The following is a 16,651-nucleotide window of genomic DNA, read 5'->3' as shown; positions in this document are numbered from 1 at the left end:
GTCAATTAAATTGTTGGTTTGATCCTTGATAAGGAAGTTGTGTCATAGATTTCCACTACAGTGTGCTCGCTTTCCATGGGGCGAGACCTGAGCCTCCTCGGCGCAGCCTGCGGGGTCTTTAGCCTTCCCGCTTTTCCCATAGGAGTCGAGCACCCTTTCGTTCCAATCAAGTTCTTTATAAAAAAAGAATAATCTTAAAAACAATAGAATAGTCAATTGAACGAATGAATTACCTTTTATTAATCAAATTGTAACTTATGATGACGACTTACACATCTTTACAAATATTGATTCAAAAAAGAAGATAATTTAATTTTTGCAAGTTAGTTAAACATTTATCTATCAACCAAAACCACTTGTTTATCAATAAGATGAAAGATAAAACAATAATAAATATACTATTTTTTCAAAGAAGGTTCCAAACTAACCCATTATTCATTTCCAACTTGTAGAATTTTTTCATGTTGTTTAGAATCTCTTTTTTGTAGCCAAATAAAGTACACTGAAACTAATACGATCAATATTAGAATGACCGGTGAGGAAAATAAGAGTATTCCTAAAAAGCAAATTGCTAGAATAAAGGAACCGATTTTAAAAAATACGGAATCAAATAATCGCAAACATGCCAACACTCCTAGTAAAGCGTTGCATAAGAAGAATGCATTTGCAATTGCTACAAGTGTTTGAATACTTAGGAAGTCATTAAAATAAAGAATAAATACAATTATATGAATGCCAAACAAACTAAATAATGATCGAGTTGCCACATTATTTTTATTTTTAAAAGAAAGCCATGAAGGTAATAAACCGTTTTTGGCTTGATCGGCGATTAGTCTTGATACTGCTCCTATTACTAGCAATACCGTACTAATGCAAAGTGCAATTGTAATTGATGAAATAATCGGAGTTGACCAACTTCCAAATAAACTCTGAAGTAACGGCGCTAATGATTGATCCATCATATTTACATTATTAGAATGAATCCACTGGAAAGCAAATGCAACTGTTAGACTTACTATTGCTATAATCGAGAAACTTAAGACTACTGCTCTAGGAATTGTTCGTTCTGGTGTTTTTACTTCTAAAGAATAGCTACCGATGACCTCCCACCCGATTAAAGCCCAAAATAATAAAAGTAGACTTTCTCCAAAATCAGAAACAGTAATTGGATTCGATAAAGTAAAGCTCCCATCAACTGTAAATAATGTATGAATACTGCCAACTATAAGCGTCACTACAATGAAGCTAGACATAAAAAAGGCAAATTTTCCAACATCGGCAATGCTTCTAGTTAAAATGATATAAACAAAGCATAGTATTCCTAAAGCTAACCACTTTTCATTGAAGAAACTTTGATTCGTCAGTAGTTGTAAGTAATGCCCTGCCGTACCTGTAACTGCAATTGGTCCAAAACAAACTGCAAGTAAAAAGAAAATAGCTGAAAGATTTTTTATTTGTGTACCAAATGCACGCTCAACTGCCAAAGGTACTCCAGAATCTCCTGGAATCAGCAGACTTAGCTTTCCAAACATTAGTGCAAATATTAAACTTAAACCAAGCATAAGAACCCAAGCATAAATAGCATAATTGCCTGCAGTTTCATACACTGCAGGTGGTAAAATGATAATTCCCGAACCTAAAATAGGTCCAATCATTAAACCGCTGAGCAAAAGAAAACCAATTTTCCGATTCCTCATTAATATCCCTCCAATAGTTATTGAAACAAATTGTAATCTCGTATACTTTAATTATATGAACCGACCTAACATCGGTAAAATGAATAGTTATGATATAAACCATCGGAAAATCCGATACTTAGGAGGCTATTATGGAAATCCGTCATTTAATTACGTTTAAATCAATTGTGGATATGGGCGGGTTCTCTAGAGCTGCGGTCCATCTCGGATATGCACAATCTACAGTTACTGCACATATACAAGCACTTGAGCAAGAGTTAGGTGTACCTTTATTTGACCGATTAGGTAAAAAAGTTCATCTGACCGAGGTCGGTGAGAACTTTTTAGTTCACGCAATTGAAATGATTCAGCTCTATACAAAAGCAAAAGATGTATTCCAAATGGAAAATGAAGAGGTATCCACGTTAAAGATTGGTGCTCCTGAATCTTTAACGATCTATCGTCTTCCACAAATTATCCAAGCTTTTCGAACACACAATCCGAAAGTAAATATTATGATGAAATCTGGTTCATGTTGGGAATTACAAGATGAATTACGTCGAGGTGATTTAGATATTGGCTTCTTCCTACAGGCTCCATTAACGGATTCAGATTTGTATACGGAAACACTGATTGAAGAACCACTTGTCATTTTGCTACCTCCAACTTCTGATATTAGATCACTTTCATCGTTTACACTAAATACGAATGAAAATATAATTCTCACAGAACAAGGCAGTTATCGTGATTATTTTGAAGCATTTCTAAGAAGTAAAGGTATCGCAACTGAGTCTGGAATGGAATTTTGGAGTGTTGAGGCAATTAAACAATGTGTTATGTGTGGACTTGGTATATCCATACTCCCACTCGTAGCAGTTCAAAATGAAATACAGCAACAAAGACTAAAAGTCATAAATTGGGATACAAATTTAGGAAGTGTATCTACGATCATGTCTTGGCATAAAAACAGATGGCAATCACGTGCTGCTAGAAAATTTATGGAAGTTGTTAGAGAACAGTCTCATTTGTGGAATCATTCTATCAAAAGCTAGTTTCTTACTAGTTTTTGCTTTGAAGCTATTTACTCAGGAAAAAGTTCGAACACATTGTTAACTTTATTGATCAAGGTGTGAAATTTATTGATAAAACGTTCAGACTAATTCTTGAGCAGTTATGCTGATTTTTGTAGATACGACTGTTTTATTTGCATATATATCAAATTTATTTGCAGTTTGTGCTTTTTTATTTGGCTCTTCACCATTCAACGACATGAAAAAAAGCTAGTTCCTGACTAGCTTTTTTATTATACAGTTTGCCGTTCGATTAATTTAAACGCAATTTCTTCTTGTGTAATTTCAGAATTAATCGCTTGAATAAAAAGTTTCTTACCCACTTCCCTTAATGGAATTTCGACTGTTGTTAACTTCATTACTTTTGCAATAGGTTGATTATCGAACCCTATTATCGCTAAATCTTGAGGAATAGCTATTCCATGATCATTACAGCAAGTTTGTACACCCGCAGCTACTTGATCACTTGTTACTAACAAAGCTGTTGGTCTCTCTTTTAAATTTAACAAAGATTGGACAACTCTTTCACCATCTTCGAAATAATAACAATTGTCAAATACGAAGTCGCTAATTATTGACTCATTATATTTCTTATGAAAATCAATATAGGCAGCCTCTCTTTTTTTACTATTCATGCCTGTTCTACGGCCAATACAATAACCGATTTTTCGATGCCCTTTTTTATATAAATATTCTAATGCGATCATGAAACTATTGTAATGATCGATAAAGGTTGAAGAAACCCCTGTATTTCTCGTATCTTCAAATAATATGATCTGTCCATATTGCTTATACTCTTCAATCAGTTCAATTGAACAAATTCTAGAACAAATAATGAGTGAGTCTATTTGTTTATGCTGTAACATCTCTAATGCTTCTATTTCTCTCTTCTCCTCATAATTTGATTGAAATAGTACGAGCTTATAATTATTTTTTATCGCCTCGTTTGCGATCCCATCAATTAGCAATCCAAAATACGGATGATGCGAGAACGGAATGACGACTCCAATTAGATTAGTTTTTCCTTTACTTAAATTGACTGCATTTTGATTTCGTTGATAATTGGTTAACTCAATTGCATTTAAGACTGCTTTTCTTTTTTCCTCACTAACATATCGTTCATCATTTAAAACTCGTGAGACTGTTGTAACCGAAACGCCGGCAATCCTCGCAATTTCTTTAATATTAGACATTTTCTCACCTTTTCTAAACTTTTTCTTGCTCTGAAACTAGTTCCATACTTTACGCTGTTCTCATAATAAAAAGGAGGTACGAATATGCAAATACTTTTTGGCTTACTTTGTTTACTATTTATGTGTAGTTCAATATTATTTTTCGCTTTCTTTGCTATCATACAACAAGAAAAGAAACGAGTTAAGAAATGAAGGCAAAACTTAAAACATAATTTATTTTTGCTCCAACAATTTCCCTCCCTGTCCTATATTACATAATCCTTTAAAAAAGCACCTATTTTCCATGAATACTCTAACTTTGCTATGTGAATAATAAAATAGGCTAGTTATTAAAGGAGGTATTATGATGGATACTGAAAGAGCATTAGAAATCGTAGCTGCACCTGGTATGATTAATGTAACATGCGATGGAGTACCGGTTTATATTCAGCATGTTAATAAAAATGAGGGTACAGCAAGAATTTATCCTCTTGATCAACCACAAAATGATAAAGAAGTATCATTAAGTCACTTAAAAGAACATTAAATGATAAAAAAGACCCAAAAATAAACCTCTATTAAGGAGGTTTATTTCATTTTTGAAGAAAAAACATTAAAATATATATATTTAGCCTGATTACAATTGCATCCCTATGAAATATGAAGAATTTAGTGATTCATTGTTACTTATGGCATAACTGCCATCTAGTTCATTTCAACCGAACCACTAGGTATTGAGTAATATGTCGAATTTACTACATTTTTTTAAAAAAATTGAAAAAAAAGTCGAAAAATTCTTTGAATATTTTTATAAGTGTGTTATCATAAAAATCACTTAAGAACGACAATATATTACATTACTTCGGAGCTAATTGTCAGAATTTTCTATTTTTTGAGGTAAAATTAGAAAATAATAAACTTTCTAAATAGAAAATTAAAAAACTACCAAAATAGGATTAGAGGAGGCTCATATGAATTTATTTCGAAAAAAATCAGTTACAAGCAGTTCGCCTAGTTCACTTAAACAAGTTCTAGGGGCGTTTGATCTTACAATGTTAGGTATCGGTGCCATCATCGGTACAGGTATATTCGTATTAACTGGTGTAGCAGCAGCTGATTACGCTGGTCCAGCACTTATTCTTTCATTTATTATCGCAGGTTTAGCTTGTACATTCGCTGCACTTTGTTACTCTGAATTTGCATCTATGATTCCAGAGGCTGGTAGTGCTTACACTTATAGTTATGTTGCTTTTGGTGAAGTCATAGCTTGGATATTAGGTTGGGATATGGTACTAGAGTATGGACTTGCATCTTCAGCAGTAGCAAGTGGATGGTCTGGATATTTCCAAAGTTTATTACATGGTTTTGGAATAAACCTTCCTACAGCTTTATCAAGTGCATTTGATCCATCTAAACATACTTTTATTGATTTACCAGCAGTAATCATTGTTTTACTTGTAACGTTCATACTTACTAGAGGTGTTAGAGAATCAGCAAAACTTAACACGATAATGGTAATTGTAAAATTAGCAGTAGTAGCACTTTTCATCGTAGTAGGTGTTTGGTACGTTGAACCGCACAACTGGACTCCATTTATGCCAATGGGATTCCATGGTGTAACAGCTGGTGCTGCAGTAGTAGTATTTGCTTACTTTGGTTTTGACGCAGTATCAACTGCAGCTGAGGAAGTTAAAAATCCTCAACGTAACTTACCAATCGGTATTATCTCTGCTTTAACAATTTGTACAATCTTATATATTGTCGTTTCATTAATTCTTACTGGTATCGTTCCGTTTGATCAATTAGGTGTTAAAGACCCTGTTGCTTTTGCACTAGCATTTATTCACCAAGATTGGGCTGCTGGTTTCATTTCACTTGGCGCAATCATCGGTATTACAACTGTATTAATCGTAATGATGTTTGGACAAACTCGTCTATTCTATGCAATCAGTAAAGACGGTTTATTACCAGGTAAATTATCAAAAGTTAATAAGAAAACTTCAGTTCCTGTAACAAGCACTTGGGTAACTGGCGGACTAGTTGCATTATTCGCTGGCTTAATTCCATTAAACAAATTAGCTGAATTAACAAATATCGGTACTCTATTCGCTTTCTCTGCTGTTTCTCTTGGTATACTTGTATTAAGAAAAACTCGTCCAGACTTAAAGCGTGGATTCAAAACTCCTTGGGTACCTGTAGTACCAGTATTAGCTGTTGTATTCTGTGTATATTTAATGCTACAACTTTCATCATTTACTTGGAAAGGTTTCGCAGTTTGGTTAGTAATCGGTTTAGTAATTTATATAACATACGGTTATAAAAATTCTAAACTAAACGGTAAAAATAAGTTTGATAAGGATTCAAATCAAACTGCATAAGTAATGAAATCCCACTATAGTAACCTATAGTGGGATTTTTTTGTTAGTTACATATTTTCCTCATCATTCTAGAATAATTATAAATATCCACAACAGCAAACTTTACAAAAACAGATTTACTTTATGATATGATACGACTTAAGAAATTTTATTTTCGAATGAACAGGAGCTGTTAAAATGTTCCCATTAAAAAATTATTATGAATCATTTATTAAAAAGGATCTTATTGGAGTGAAAAGAGATATCGCATTAAAACGACTAAGTAATTTACTTGCTTGTCAAAAGATTAGTAAAGATACGAAGGAAGTTGTACATATTCGTTATTTTACTTGTACCGAAACACTTCAGCCTACTGACACTTATTTGGGTACAATTGCTGTGAAGTTTCAAAATGGTTATGTAGTTGAAACAGCAATTTCACTGCCTAAGGAAAAATAATTCATTTATTAAAACTTACGTCTAGGTATAAGCCTAATTACATTATAGACTAGTTTCATAGTTGGCAAAAAAACATACGATACATTATCCACCTCTCCTAATTGTAATTTTCACAATTAGTTACATGACCCTAAGGGAGGTTTTCCCTTAAATATCGTATGAAGGAGGTCACATGTATGAGTACTGGACATCACGGACATCATCACCTTAACGGTTTTGCTTTAATCGTTGTTCTATTTATCTTATTAATCATTGTTGGAGCAGCTTGCTGGTCTGGATATGACGGATATGGATATGGACATCACTGGTAATCATTAAAAACTATAAAACTCCTGTTAAATTTTAACAGGAGTTTTTTTATAATATATTAAGAAGCTTGTGCTTGCTTAGAATGAATTGTATTAATATGTACTGACCTTTTTAAGAGGAACAGTTTTTCTATTCCAAGGTAACGATCTAAACTTAACACGTAAACTCGATTTAAAGAAAATAAAATTCCAAAAGCGCTTGTATATAAGGTTAAACTTATTAAGTTCATATTACCGGAAAGAATGAAATTAATATGCATAAAAAGACAAAATAAAACAGAAGGAAGAATGAATAAACCCATTATTAATAAAATGCCAATTAGAATTTGAACTACTGGAATCGTGTAATTAAAAAATAAGTAATGCTTCATTGCAAAATGTTGAATGAAATATTTATAAAACTCAGGGACATTTGGCTTTTCAATGGCCAAAATAAAATAGTTTTTAATAAAAACCCCAGGTTCACTATACCAACGCTTTTCAGTAATTTTCGTAACCCCAGCAAATAACCAACCAATTCCAAATAGAATTCGCATTAAGGTAAATAAACATTGAAAAGCATTAGTTTTAAGTTGCTGAATGAATAATTCCATACAAATAAATTCTCCAAATCTTTAAAGTAAGAAAGTCTAAAAAAATTAAATTTAATTCTCAAATTAGATTTCCTCTATAAAATCCCCTTCTTTACAACTTATTGAAAATAGTTATCATTATCAATTACATTGATAATCCTATCAGTAATGATAATGATTTTCAATGGTAAATTTTGTATATAAACCTTCTTGATTTTTCCTATTCCCACTTTATTTCTTTACCTTAAGTATTTTCACTTAAAAGCCAAAAAAAATAGACCTTCTCTAACATTTAAAAGCGTAAGTCTTTCTGTTATTTCTTTTTTATTTATCTTAATCCTACTGAAGGTTTTCTTCCTATTTCCACCATGTCCTTTCTTTAATGTGTTAATAATGTATTTAAAAACATAACATGCTTTTTAAGATGAAATAACTTTCAAATTATAAATGAATACCTAATCACATCACGGTTAATAATATGTTAGGTTACTATTTTTAATTTAATTAAGTGGAGGTTACTTATGAATAAACAACGAGCTCAAGAAATCGCTTCTTCAGCTGTAATGGCTAATGTTACATATAATGGAGTGCCAATTTATATTCAACATGTTGATGAAGCAAATGAAACTGCTAGAATCTATCCGCTGGGTCAACCAGATCGAGAGGAAGAAGTCTCAATCAATAGTTTGTCAGAACATTAATTCTTGAATAACAAAAAACAAACCTCTTAGTTTTGAGGTTTGTTTTTGCATGCTGTTGAAAAAAGAATTTGTCAATTAAATTGATGGATTGATCATTGAAAATTAAGTTGTGTCATATTGATTTCCACTACAGGGTACTCGCTTTCCATGGGGCGAGATTCTTGAGCCTCCTCGGCGCCGCCTGCTAAGGTCTCAGCCTTCCCGCTTCTCCCATAGGAGCCTGGCACCCTTACGTTCCAATCAAGTTCTTTATAAAAAAATAATAATCTTAAAAACAATAGAATAGTCAATTGAAATAATGAAGTTTCCTTTATTTATCAAATTGTAACTTATGATGACGACTTACACATCTTTACAAATATTAATCGTCAAAAAAATATATATTTTAATTTTTACAAGTTAGTTAATACATTTAAAAATCAAGCAAACTATTTATCAAAAAGATATGGCAGATAAAACAAAAATAAATAGACTATTTTTCATAAAAATTCATTTAATGTTTGTATTTTTCAATATTGACTAAAATATATATTTCAACACTCTGAAAAAAAAAACCCTTAGTTTTGTTTCTCCATATTACCAAGACAAGCTTTCAATTAAACTGCATTTAAGGCATTTTTGAATCGTATCTTTATTCTGGAAATCATGTACACAATTTTTTTGAATTGCATTCAGTTCAATTTTCAACTGATTCATATTTCTTTCCAAATTCTTTATTTCTTTTATAATTTCTTCTACCCTATTCATATAAGGCTCACACCCTTATTGATAGATTTCTCCGCCTTGTTTTCTAAATTCAAGTGCTTTTTCTTTCATTCCTTCTTCAATGATTGAATCATTCTGAAGTTCTTCTTGTTTTACTAAATCTCGAATATCTTGTGAGATTCTCATACTACAGAATTTTGGACCACACATAGAACAAAAATGCGCTGTTTTAGCTCCTTCAGCAGGTAATGTTTCATCGTGATATTCAATTGCTCTTTCAGGATCAAGAGAAAGGTTAAACTGATCACGCCATCTAAATTCAAATCTTGCTTTTGAAAGTGCATCATCTCTTTTTTGTGCACCAGGGTGTCCTTTTGCTAAGTCAGCTGCATGTGCCGCTATTTTGTATGTAATAACACCTACTCTTACATCTTCTTTATTTGGAAGACCTAAATGCTCTTTCGGAGTTACATAACAAAGCATTGCAGTACCAAACCAACCAATCATTGCTGCACCGATTGCTGACGTAATATGATCGTATCCAGGTGCAATATCAGTCGTTAGCGGTCCTAATGTATAAAATGGCGCTTCCTGACAAATTTCTAATTGTTTATCCATATTCTCTTTAATTAAGTGCATTGGTACATGTCCCGGTCCTTCAATCATAACTTGAACATCGTGCTTCCATGCAATTTTCGTTAACTCACCTAGTGTTTCTAACTCAGAAAATTGTGCTTCGTCATTTGCATCGGCAATTGAGCCTGGTCGTAATCCATCTCCTAAAGAGAATGTTACGTCATAACGCTTCATAATTTCACAAATTTCTTCAAAATGAGTATATAAAAAATTCTCTTTATGGTGAGCTAAACACCATTGAGCCAAAATAGACCCGCCACGAGATACAATACCTGTTACTCGTTTTGCAGTTAATGGAATATAGCGTAATAATACACCCGCGTGAATCGTAAAGTAGTCTACCCCTTGTTCCGCTTGCTCGATTAGAGTATCTCTAAACACTTCCCAGCTTAAATCTTCAGCGATTCCATTAACCTTTTCAAGCGCCTGATAAATCGGAACTGTCCCTACTGGTACCGGCGAGTTTCGGATAATCCATTCACGTGTTGTATGAATATTCTTCCCAGTTGAAAGATCCATCATCGTATCTGCTCCCCAACGAGTAGCCCATGTCATTTTTTCTACTTCTTCTTCAATTGAGGATGTGACAGCTGAATTACCTATATTGGCGTTTATTTTCACATGAAAGTTACGACCGATGATCATTGGCTCACTTTCAGGGTGATTAATATTCGATGGAATGACAGCCCTTCCTTTTGCAACCTCATCACGAACAAATTCAGCTGAAACATTCTCTCGAATCGCAATAAATTCCATTTCAGGAGTAATAATCCCTTTACGAGCATAATGCATTTGAGTAATATTTCCATGATTCTTTGCACGTAACGGTTTTCTTTTTAACCCTTTAAATACCTCAACATTATGTTGATCTGACTCTTTTCTATATCCATTATCTTCAGGCTTTATTTCACGCCCTTCATACTCTTCAACATCATTTCGTTCGATCACCCAGTTTTGTCTAATCGCCTTAAGGCCCATTCGAATATCAACTGAGCTAGCTGAATCTGTGTAAGGTCCGCTAGTGTCGTATACTCTAACTGGAGCATTTTCTTCTTCGCCAAAAGTGCCAGTTGTTGGACTTAATTGAATCTCACGCATTGGCACCTTAATGTCAGGTCTAGATCCTTCAACATACACCTTCTTACTCCCTGAAAAACTAGACATGATGGAAAAATTCATTTCATTTACAGAATTGTTCATTTGATTTCATTCCCCTTTTTAATTGGTTTAAAAAGGACTAAATCCAATCCATTTAAAGCATGAAAAAAAGCCGGTATCTTATTTTTAAGACCCGGCTAAGTGTTAGCAAAACTGCATTAATAATTATGAAATCATTAATGAGAAATTTCTAACTTCCCCACGCTGGTATGAACCAGATCAGGTCCTGAGGGTTAAGAAACTTAATCGCGTTCCTCTCTCAGCCCAACTAATTGGACACCCCTAGTCAATCTATTAAATTGTTCAAACTAAATATAAACCCACAAATTTAAAATGTAAATGTTTTTATTTCCCTAAATTTTTACAGAAATTCCAAATTAAAAAAATTATGGGCTTTTTTATACTACCAAAAATACCTGATTTCACTATACTTCAAGCCCAATTTCTGGTAAAAAATTAGACTAGTAAAAATAAATTTAGTATTGAATATTATTTTTTATATGCTATGCTAAGATTAATTTTCATACATATTCATCACTAGGGGATCCCTTGATAAGGGCTGAGAATAAAGTAGTTACTTTTAAACCCTCAAAACCTGAACAGGCTAGTACCTGCGTAGGAAAGTGGCGCATTTTATATTTTTCTTAGCGTGCAATGTAACCACTTTCTTTTTTTAGGAAAGTGGTTTTTTTGTTTGAAAAAATTTTGATAATGAAAGAGGCTGGGACATGGAACTTATTGCAATTACAGATGATCAGCACTCAGTCGAAGTACTTGCTACAAAAATAATTCAAATAATCGATGCAGTCGACTATGTACATATTCGCGAAAAATCGAAAAAGGCAATAGAGCTAATTTCACTCTTAAATCTTCTAAAAATGAACAAAGTAGATATGAACAAAATTGTTTTAAATGATCGTTTAGATATAGCAATTTTCTCTAACCTATCAAATATTCACTTGCCAGGACATGGTCTTCCTCTTGTTGATGTAAAAGAATATTTTCCTAATTTACGAGTAGGAAAATCTGTTCACACACTTACTGAAGCAATACAGGCAGAAAATGATAAAGCTGACTATATTATGTACGGTCATTGTTTTGAAACAGAATGTAAAAATGGGTTAACACCTAATGGGATTGAACTAATTCCAGAAATGAAAAAAACGTTAACGATCCCAATCTATGCAGTCGGCGGAATATTACCTGAACATATCCAAGTTCTAAAAGAGAACGACATTAATGGTATAGCTGTAATGTCTGGCATATTTTCTGCCCGAAATCCTCTAGAAGCTGCGCTACAATATTTTGAAAGGTGCAAATTCGCTTATGAACAAGAAATTTGATGTTGTAGTAATTGGTGGCGGAATAATAGGTTGTTCCATTGCTTATTATCTAGCGAAAGAAAACATTAATGTCGCAGTTCTTGAAGGACAGCAAGTTGGACAGAAAACAACGAAGGCAGCTGCTGGAATGCTTGGTGCCCATTCCGAGTGGGATCACTCTGAGTCATTTTTTACTTTTGCTAGAAACAGTCAATTAACTTATTTTCACCTTCAAGAAGAATTAAAAGAATTATGTGGAATTGATATTGAACTTAAAAAAGGTGGCATTTTCAAACTAGCTTATACAGATTTAGAAAAAAAACAATTAACTCCACTATTCACTCAAACTTCGGCACTTTGGTATAACCGGGAGGAGTTGAAAAAACAGATACCTGGCGTCCATCCAAACATAATTGGAGCAGCTTATATTGAAGACGACGTGAATGTATTGCCTGTTTCAGTCTGTAACGCGTTTTGCAAAGGTGCTCAAATTTTAGGTGCATCTATTTTTGAATATACACATGTATTTCAGATTCAAAAAAATGATTCACATTATTTAATTAAAACAACAAATGGCAATTTTGAAGCAAAAACCATTGTAGTTGCAAGTGGCGTTTGGAGTAATTCATTGTTTGGACAGCTTGGATTACAACACGAAATTATTCCCGTTAAAGGTGAATGCATCTCGGTCAGAAGTGAAAAGGTTGCATTAAAACATACCCTTTTCCATGAACAAAATTATATTGTTCCAAGGAATGACGGTCGCCTTGTCATCGGAGCTACTATGGTCGATAACGAATGGAATGAGAATCCTAGCTTAGGAGGGATTGAGTCATTAATACAAAGCGCTAAAAAAATGCTTCCCGAAATTGAAGACATGAAAATTGATTCTTTTTGGGCAGGATTACGACCGCGAACTCTCGACTATAATCCCTTTATTGGAACTCATCCAGAAGAAGATCAAATCTTATTTGCGACCGGCCATTTTCGAAATGGAATTTTGCTTGCACCAGCAACCGGAAAATTAATTCGAGATTTGATCCTTAAACGGAAAGTCGATTGTAACTGGATCGAAGCATTTAAAATCAATCGTTAATTTTAATTTTTTGGAGGTGTAAACATTTGGAAATAAAATTAAACGGAAAGAATATCGACATTTCGAGCAAAATCTGTACAATTCAGGATTTGCTTAATGAATATCAATTAGAAAACCGAATTGTTATTGTCGAGGTTAATAAAGAAATTATTTATAAGGAACAGTATTCATTAACTCATCTCTCTAACGGAGATTCTATAGAATTAATACATTTTGTAGGTGGAGGCTAATTATGTTAAAAGTAGGAAATCATACGTTTCATTCAAGATTATTATTAGGAACAGGAAAATACCCTTCATTTGAAATCCAGAAAGAAGCAGTTGAAGTATCGGAAGCTGAAATACTAACTTTTGCTGTTAGAAGAATGAATATTTTTGAGGAATCTCAGCCAAATTTTCTCGAACAATTAGATTTATCAAAGTATAAATTATTACCTAATACGGCTGGTGCAAAAACTGCAGAAGAGGCAGTTAGAATTGCAAGATTGGCAAAAGCGTCAGGCTTATGCGATATGATCAAGGTAGAAGTAATTGGGTGTGATAAATCATTATTACCCGATCCAATCGAAACATTGAAAGCATCAGAAATGTTATTAAATGAGGGATTTATTGTATTACCTTATACTTCGGATGATGTTGTGCTTGCAAGAAGACTAGAAGAACTTGGTGTACATGCGATTATGCCAGGTGCATCTCCAATCGGTTCCGGAAAAGGAATTATTAATCCATTAAATCTTAGATTTATTATTGAGCAATCGAATGTACCAGTTATAGTAGATGCTGGAATCGGGTCTCCAAAAGATGCAGCTTTTGCAATGGAGTTAGGTGCTGATGGAGTCCTTTTAAATACTGCGGTTTCTAATGCGAAAGATCCTGTAAAAATGGCAGTTGCAATGAAACTTGCTATTGAAGCAGGAAGGCTTGGTTATGAGGCAGGAAGAATAAAAGAAAAAAATTATGGTGAAGCTAGTAGCCCAATCACAGGGTTGGTGAATTCTTGACAAACCGTTATGCAAAACAAGAATTATTTTTAGGAAGAGATCGTCAATCAAACTTACAAAAAGCCAGTGCCATTATTATTGGAGTTGGTGCACTAGGCTCATCAATAGCAGAAATGCTTGTAAGAGCAGGAATTGGAAATATAACAATTGTTGACCGTGATTACGTTGAATGGACTAATTTACAAAGGCAGTCTCTTTATTCTGAAGAAGATGCTAGAAATAAACTACCTAAAGTAATTGCAGCTAAAAATCGAATTCAACAAATTAATAGTGAAGTTTCGATTACTAGTTTAATAAAAGATATTACTAGTCTTAATATTGAAGAGCTGATAAAAGGTCAATCAATCATACTAGATGCAACAGATAATTTTGAAACTAGAATGGTTGTGAATGATGCAGCAATTAAGCATGGGATTCCTTTTATTTTTGGTGCGTGTGTTGGAAGCTATGGCCTCTCGTTTCCAATTATTCCAGGAAAAACGCCTTGTCTTAACTGTTTATTAAATCATATACCAACTTTAAATATGACTTGCGATACAGTAGGAGTAATCAGTCCAATTGTGCAAATGATTGCTGCCTACCAAGTAACCTATGCCCTGCAATATCTTACTAACTATGAACTTTCACCAATCTTACAATCAATTGATGTTTGGAAGCATGAAAAGTCTGATATAAACATTGAAAAATTAAAAAATATAAATTGTGCAACATGTGGCCCTATAAGAAGTTATCCATTTTTAAAAGATGATGATCACATGAAGTCATATGTTTTATGTGGAAGAGACGCAGTCCAATTAAGAGTATCATCTCCTAAAATTCCAACACTAACTAACCTTTCTGAAAGATTACAAGGGTTAGTAAATGATTTGATTGTAAATCCTTATTTATTGTCATGTACTTATGAAGACCATCGCATTGTTTTATTTAAAGACGGTCGAGCAATTATTCACGGTACAAAGGAACCTTCTGTTGCTAAAGAACTCTATCGCAAAGTTTTAGGTTGAATAGAAAAATACCCTTTCAAAGACTAATAATTTACTAGTCTTTGAAAGGGTCAATTATAAACAATCTCTATAAATTATGGTTTAAATCATACAATGCTAGCATTAACAGGAGTTTTAGTCGTTGAACATTCGTTTCAATTGCATGGGCACCTGAAACTAAATACTTGTCACTTAACGATGCTAGCAAGACTGATAGTTTTAAAAAAACAAATAGTCATCCAGCAGATATTAAGCCCAATATTTTATAAAACTATTAATATGTTAGTATATTACTTTAAAAAAATATAAAATGAGCATGAAAGCAAAGTGTTTCCTGCTTTTTATCTGTTTAATTTATGGCACTTCCACGACAAATGGTACAATAAACACATCTCCATTTTGTTTAAACTGTCCCCATATTTTATATAATCCTTTTTTAGGAAAACTAGTCATAAACTCTGCTTCAGATCCACTTGATTTTTCATTCATCGGATGGACATGTAAGTAAGTATTCGTATCACCACTAATCGCAACAACATGACCAATAGCACCCAAATAAGGCTGTAAATCAGTAATACCTTTTTTTGTTTTAGCATCTTTAATCGTAAATGTCATTTTAACTTCAGCTTTAGTCTCTAACTTATTAAATTTTAAAGTGACCTCTTTTCCATCAATTACTTTTGTTAATATTTTATCTGGTATTAGCGAAACTGGTTTGGCTTGCTCACCACCTGCCACTTGTACTAATTTTGTTTTTACGTTTTTATCAGAGCCCTCAGGTATAAAATCTGCAAATAATTTATATTCACCACCATTTGGAAAATCCGGTGTGACTGTAAATAATCCTTTCCCTTTATATACTGGATGCACATGGTCAAAAAATGATAAATCCTTACTTACAACAATTAAATGCATTAATTTTTCGTGCTCGAGCTCAAATTTGTTTACTGTTTTCCCCCTCAAATCATTAACTTGAATGTTTAAGTTTACTTTTTTACCACTTTCAGGATTACCGTTAAACGTAAATTTTACTTTGGTTGAATCTTTTTCTTCTTTTGTTTTTTCATGATTCATACTTTCATGAGTAGAAGCTGTATGAGACATATTTCCACAGCCACTTAAACCAATCACAGTAACGAAACTTAGTAATAATAAAAAGTATTTCATCCAATCTCTCCCCAATATAGTTATTTTTCGCCAAATAAAAAGCGAACCAATAAGTTCGCTTTCTTATTTAGATAATGTCATACCCTTGATCTTCAATAGCCTCTTTCACTTTCTCAATTGTTTCAGCGTTTGAAGTATTGAATGTTACTTCTTTATTTTCTAAACTTACGATTATATTATTTGTACCAGACACTCCTTCTACCGCTTTCATAACTGCAGCTTTGCAGTGTCCACATGTCATACCTTCTACTTTTAAAATTGTTTCCATT

At 33.2% G+C, this 16,651-nt stretch carries 17 protein-coding genes and 2 riboswitches; of the genes, 11 read left to right on the top strand and 6 right to left on the bottom strand.

Translation table 11 applies throughout. The features are described from left to right. Positions 1-431 precede the first annotated feature (431 nt). On the bottom strand, positions 432-1,697 hold the full coding sequence (locus EP747_RS17790; RefSeq protein WP_129691433.1) for an APC family permease: 1,266 nt from the start codon (positions 1,695-1,697) through the stop codon (positions 432-434). Positions 1,698-1,828: 131 nt separating this feature from the next. Between EP747_RS17790 and EP747_RS17785 the strand changes: the two genes are divergently transcribed. Then, complete coding sequence (locus EP747_RS17785; protein WP_129691432.1) at positions 1,829-2,728, top strand: LysR family transcriptional regulator; 900 nt, start codon at positions 1,829-1,831, stop codon at positions 2,726-2,728. A 251-nt stretch (positions 2,729-2,979) separates the two neighbouring features. On the opposite strand, the gene EP747_RS17780 is transcribed toward EP747_RS17785, so the two are convergent. Then, entirely contained in the window at positions 2,980-3,939 is a 960-nt protein-coding gene (locus EP747_RS17780) for a LacI family DNA-binding transcriptional regulator (protein WP_129691431.1), read from the bottom strand. A gap of 346 nt (positions 3,940-4,285) precedes the next feature. Here EP747_RS17780 and EP747_RS17775 point away from each other — a divergent pair, with 346 nt between their 5' ends. The 4 genes from EP747_RS17775 (at position 4,286) to EP747_RS17760 (ending at position 7,045) form a co-directional block, all read left to right on the top strand. Then, positions 4,286-4,465: an H-type small acid-soluble spore protein gene (locus EP747_RS17775; protein WP_056471502.1), complete on the top strand. Its 180-nt coding sequence runs from the start codon at positions 4,286-4,288 to the stop codon at positions 4,463-4,465. 424 nt (positions 4,466-4,889) lie between these two features. Continuing rightward, positions 4,890-6,296, top strand: coding sequence for an amino acid permease (locus EP747_RS17770; RefSeq protein ID WP_129691430.1), 1,407 nt, complete (start codon positions 4,890-4,892; stop codon positions 6,294-6,296). A gap of 177 nt (positions 6,297-6,473) precedes the next feature. Beyond that, positions 6,474-6,734 carry a hypothetical protein gene (locus EP747_RS17765; RefSeq protein ID WP_025672087.1) on the top strand — a complete coding sequence of 87 codons (261 nt, stop codon included), beginning with the start codon at positions 6,474-6,476 and terminating at the stop codon, positions 6,732-6,734. Between the two features lie 176 nt (positions 6,735-6,910). Further along, positions 6,911-7,045 carry a YjcZ family sporulation protein gene (locus tag EP747_RS17760; protein ID WP_129691429.1) on the top strand — a complete coding sequence of 45 codons (135 nt, stop codon included), beginning with the start codon at positions 6,911-6,913 and terminating at the stop codon, positions 7,043-7,045. Positions 7,046-7,101: 56 nt separating this feature from the next. Here EP747_RS17760 and EP747_RS17755 read toward each other — a convergent pair whose 3' ends face one another. After that, positions 7,102-7,635 (bottom strand): DoxX family membrane protein, encoded by a 534-nt coding sequence (locus tag EP747_RS17755; protein ID WP_129691428.1) that lies wholly within the window; start codon positions 7,633-7,635, stop codon positions 7,102-7,104. A gap of 500 nt (positions 7,636-8,135) precedes the next feature. On the opposite strand from EP747_RS17755, the gene EP747_RS17750 reads away from it, so the two are divergent. Next, entirely contained in the window at positions 8,136-8,315 is a 180-nt protein-coding gene (locus EP747_RS17750; protein WP_129691427.1) for a small acid-soluble spore protein H, read from the top strand. Positions 8,316-9,077: 762 nt separating this feature from the next. On the opposite strand, the gene thiC is transcribed toward EP747_RS17750, so the two are convergent. Further along, positions 9,078-10,856, bottom strand: a complete 1,779-nt coding sequence (gene thiC / locus EP747_RS17745) for a phosphomethylpyrimidine synthase ThiC (RefSeq protein WP_129691426.1) — start codon at positions 10,854-10,856, stop codon at positions 9,078-9,080. A 137-nt stretch (positions 10,857-10,993) separates the two neighbouring features. Continuing rightward, a riboswitch (TPP riboswitch) is annotated at positions 10,994-11,108 on the bottom strand. Positions 11,109-11,343: 235 nt separating this feature from the next. Continuing rightward, positions 11,344-11,453, top strand: a riboswitch (TPP riboswitch). An 89-nt stretch (positions 11,454-11,542) separates the two neighbouring features. On the opposite strand from thiC, the gene EP747_RS17740 reads away from it, so the two are divergent. The 5 genes from EP747_RS17740 to EP747_RS17720 are packed head-to-tail and all read left to right on the top strand — an operon-like array spanning position 11,543 to position 15,236. Next, positions 11,543-12,157 (top strand): thiamine phosphate synthase, encoded by a 615-nt coding sequence (locus tag EP747_RS17740; RefSeq protein WP_129691425.1) that lies wholly within the window; start codon positions 11,543-11,545, stop codon positions 12,155-12,157. Continuing rightward, positions 12,141-13,232 (top strand): glycine oxidase ThiO, encoded by a 1,092-nt coding sequence (thiO, locus tag EP747_RS17735; protein WP_129691424.1) that lies wholly within the window; start codon positions 12,141-12,143, stop codon positions 13,230-13,232. The genes EP747_RS17740 and thiO overlap by 17 nt, the downstream gene beginning before the upstream one ends. A gap of 26 nt (positions 13,233-13,258) precedes the next feature. Beyond that, positions 13,259-13,462, top strand: coding sequence for a sulfur carrier protein ThiS (gene thiS, locus EP747_RS17730; protein WP_129691423.1), 204 nt, complete (start codon positions 13,259-13,261; stop codon positions 13,460-13,462). A gap of 2 nt (positions 13,463-13,464) precedes the next feature. After that, on the top strand, positions 13,465-14,232 hold the full coding sequence (locus EP747_RS17725; protein WP_129691422.1) for a thiazole synthase: 768 nt from the start codon (positions 13,465-13,467) through the stop codon (positions 14,230-14,232). After that, positions 14,229-15,236 carry a ThiF family adenylyltransferase gene (locus EP747_RS17720; RefSeq protein ID WP_129691421.1) on the top strand — a complete coding sequence of 336 codons (1,008 nt, stop codon included), beginning with the start codon at positions 14,229-14,231 and terminating at the stop codon, positions 15,234-15,236. The genes EP747_RS17725 and EP747_RS17720 overlap by 4 nt, the downstream gene beginning before the upstream one ends. A 333-nt stretch (positions 15,237-15,569) precedes the next feature. Here the strand turns inward: EP747_RS17720 and EP747_RS17715 are convergent, their stop codons facing one another. Further along, on the bottom strand, positions 15,570-16,382 hold the full coding sequence (locus tag EP747_RS17715; RefSeq protein WP_129691420.1) for a hypothetical protein: 813 nt from the start codon (positions 16,380-16,382) through the stop codon (positions 15,570-15,572). A gap of 67 nt (positions 16,383-16,449) precedes the next feature. Further along, complete coding sequence (locus EP747_RS17710) at positions 16,450-16,650, bottom strand: cation transporter (RefSeq protein ID WP_129691419.1); 201 nt, start codon at positions 16,648-16,650, stop codon at positions 16,450-16,452. Between the last annotated feature and the right edge of the window lies 1 nt (position 16,651).

The sequence above is a fragment of the Gottfriedia acidiceleris genome (genome assembly GCF_004138285.1).
GTDB lineage: Bacteria > Bacillota > Bacilli > Bacillales > Bacillaceae_G > Gottfriedia > Gottfriedia acidiceleris_A.
The sequence above is the reverse complement of the archived record's forward strand: the minus strand, read 5'-3'. Positions and strand labels throughout refer to the sequence as shown.

What these genes read in the sequence shown, in the direction of transcription:
- EP747_RS17790 (WP_129691433.1), bottom strand. Translation starts at nt 1,697, where the DNA reads ATGAGGAATCGGAAAATTGGTTTTCTTTTGCTCAGCGGTTTAATGATT.
- EP747_RS17740 (WP_129691425.1), top strand. Translation starts at nt 11,543, where the DNA reads ATGGAACTTATTGCAATTACAGATGATCAGCACTCAGTCGAAGTACTT.
- EP747_RS17785 (WP_129691432.1), top strand. Translation starts at nt 1,829, where the DNA reads ATGGAAATCCGTCATTTAATTACGTTTAAATCAATTGTGGATATGGGC.
- EP747_RS17760 (WP_129691429.1), top strand. Translation starts at nt 6,911, where the DNA reads ATGAGTACTGGACATCACGGACATCATCACCTTAACGGTTTTGCTTTA.
- EP747_RS17755 (WP_129691428.1), bottom strand. Translation starts at nt 7,635, where the DNA reads ATGGAATTATTCATTCAGCAACTTAAAACTAATGCTTTTCAATGTTTA.
- EP747_RS17765 (WP_025672087.1), top strand. Translation starts at nt 6,474, where the DNA reads ATGTTCCCATTAAAAAATTATTATGAATCATTTATTAAAAAGGATCTT.
- thiC (WP_129691426.1), bottom strand. Translation starts at nt 10,856, where the DNA reads ATGAACAATTCTGTAAATGAAATGAATTTTTCCATCATGTCTAGTTTT.
- EP747_RS17725 (WP_129691422.1), top strand. Translation starts at nt 13,465, where the DNA reads ATGTTAAAAGTAGGAAATCATACGTTTCATTCAAGATTATTATTAGGA.
- EP747_RS17715 (WP_129691420.1), bottom strand. Translation starts at nt 16,382, where the DNA reads ATGAAATACTTTTTATTATTACTAAGTTTCGTTACTGTGATTGGTTTA.
- EP747_RS17775 (WP_056471502.1), top strand. Translation starts at nt 4,286, where the DNA reads ATGGATACTGAAAGAGCATTAGAAATCGTAGCTGCACCTGGTATGATT.
- EP747_RS17750 (WP_129691427.1), top strand. Translation starts at nt 8,136, where the DNA reads ATGAATAAACAACGAGCTCAAGAAATCGCTTCTTCAGCTGTAATGGCT.
- thiO (WP_129691424.1), top strand. Translation starts at nt 12,141, where the DNA reads ATGAACAAGAAATTTGATGTTGTAGTAATTGGTGGCGGAATAATAGGT.
- EP747_RS17780 (WP_129691431.1), bottom strand. Translation starts at nt 3,939, where the DNA reads ATGTCTAATATTAAAGAAATTGCGAGGATTGCCGGCGTTTCGGTTACA.
- EP747_RS17710 (WP_129691419.1), bottom strand. Translation starts at nt 16,650, where the DNA reads ATGGAAACAATTTTAAAAGTAGAAGGTATGACATGTGGACACTGCAAA.
- EP747_RS17770 (WP_129691430.1), top strand. Translation starts at nt 4,890, where the DNA reads ATGAATTTATTTCGAAAAAAATCAGTTACAAGCAGTTCGCCTAGTTCA.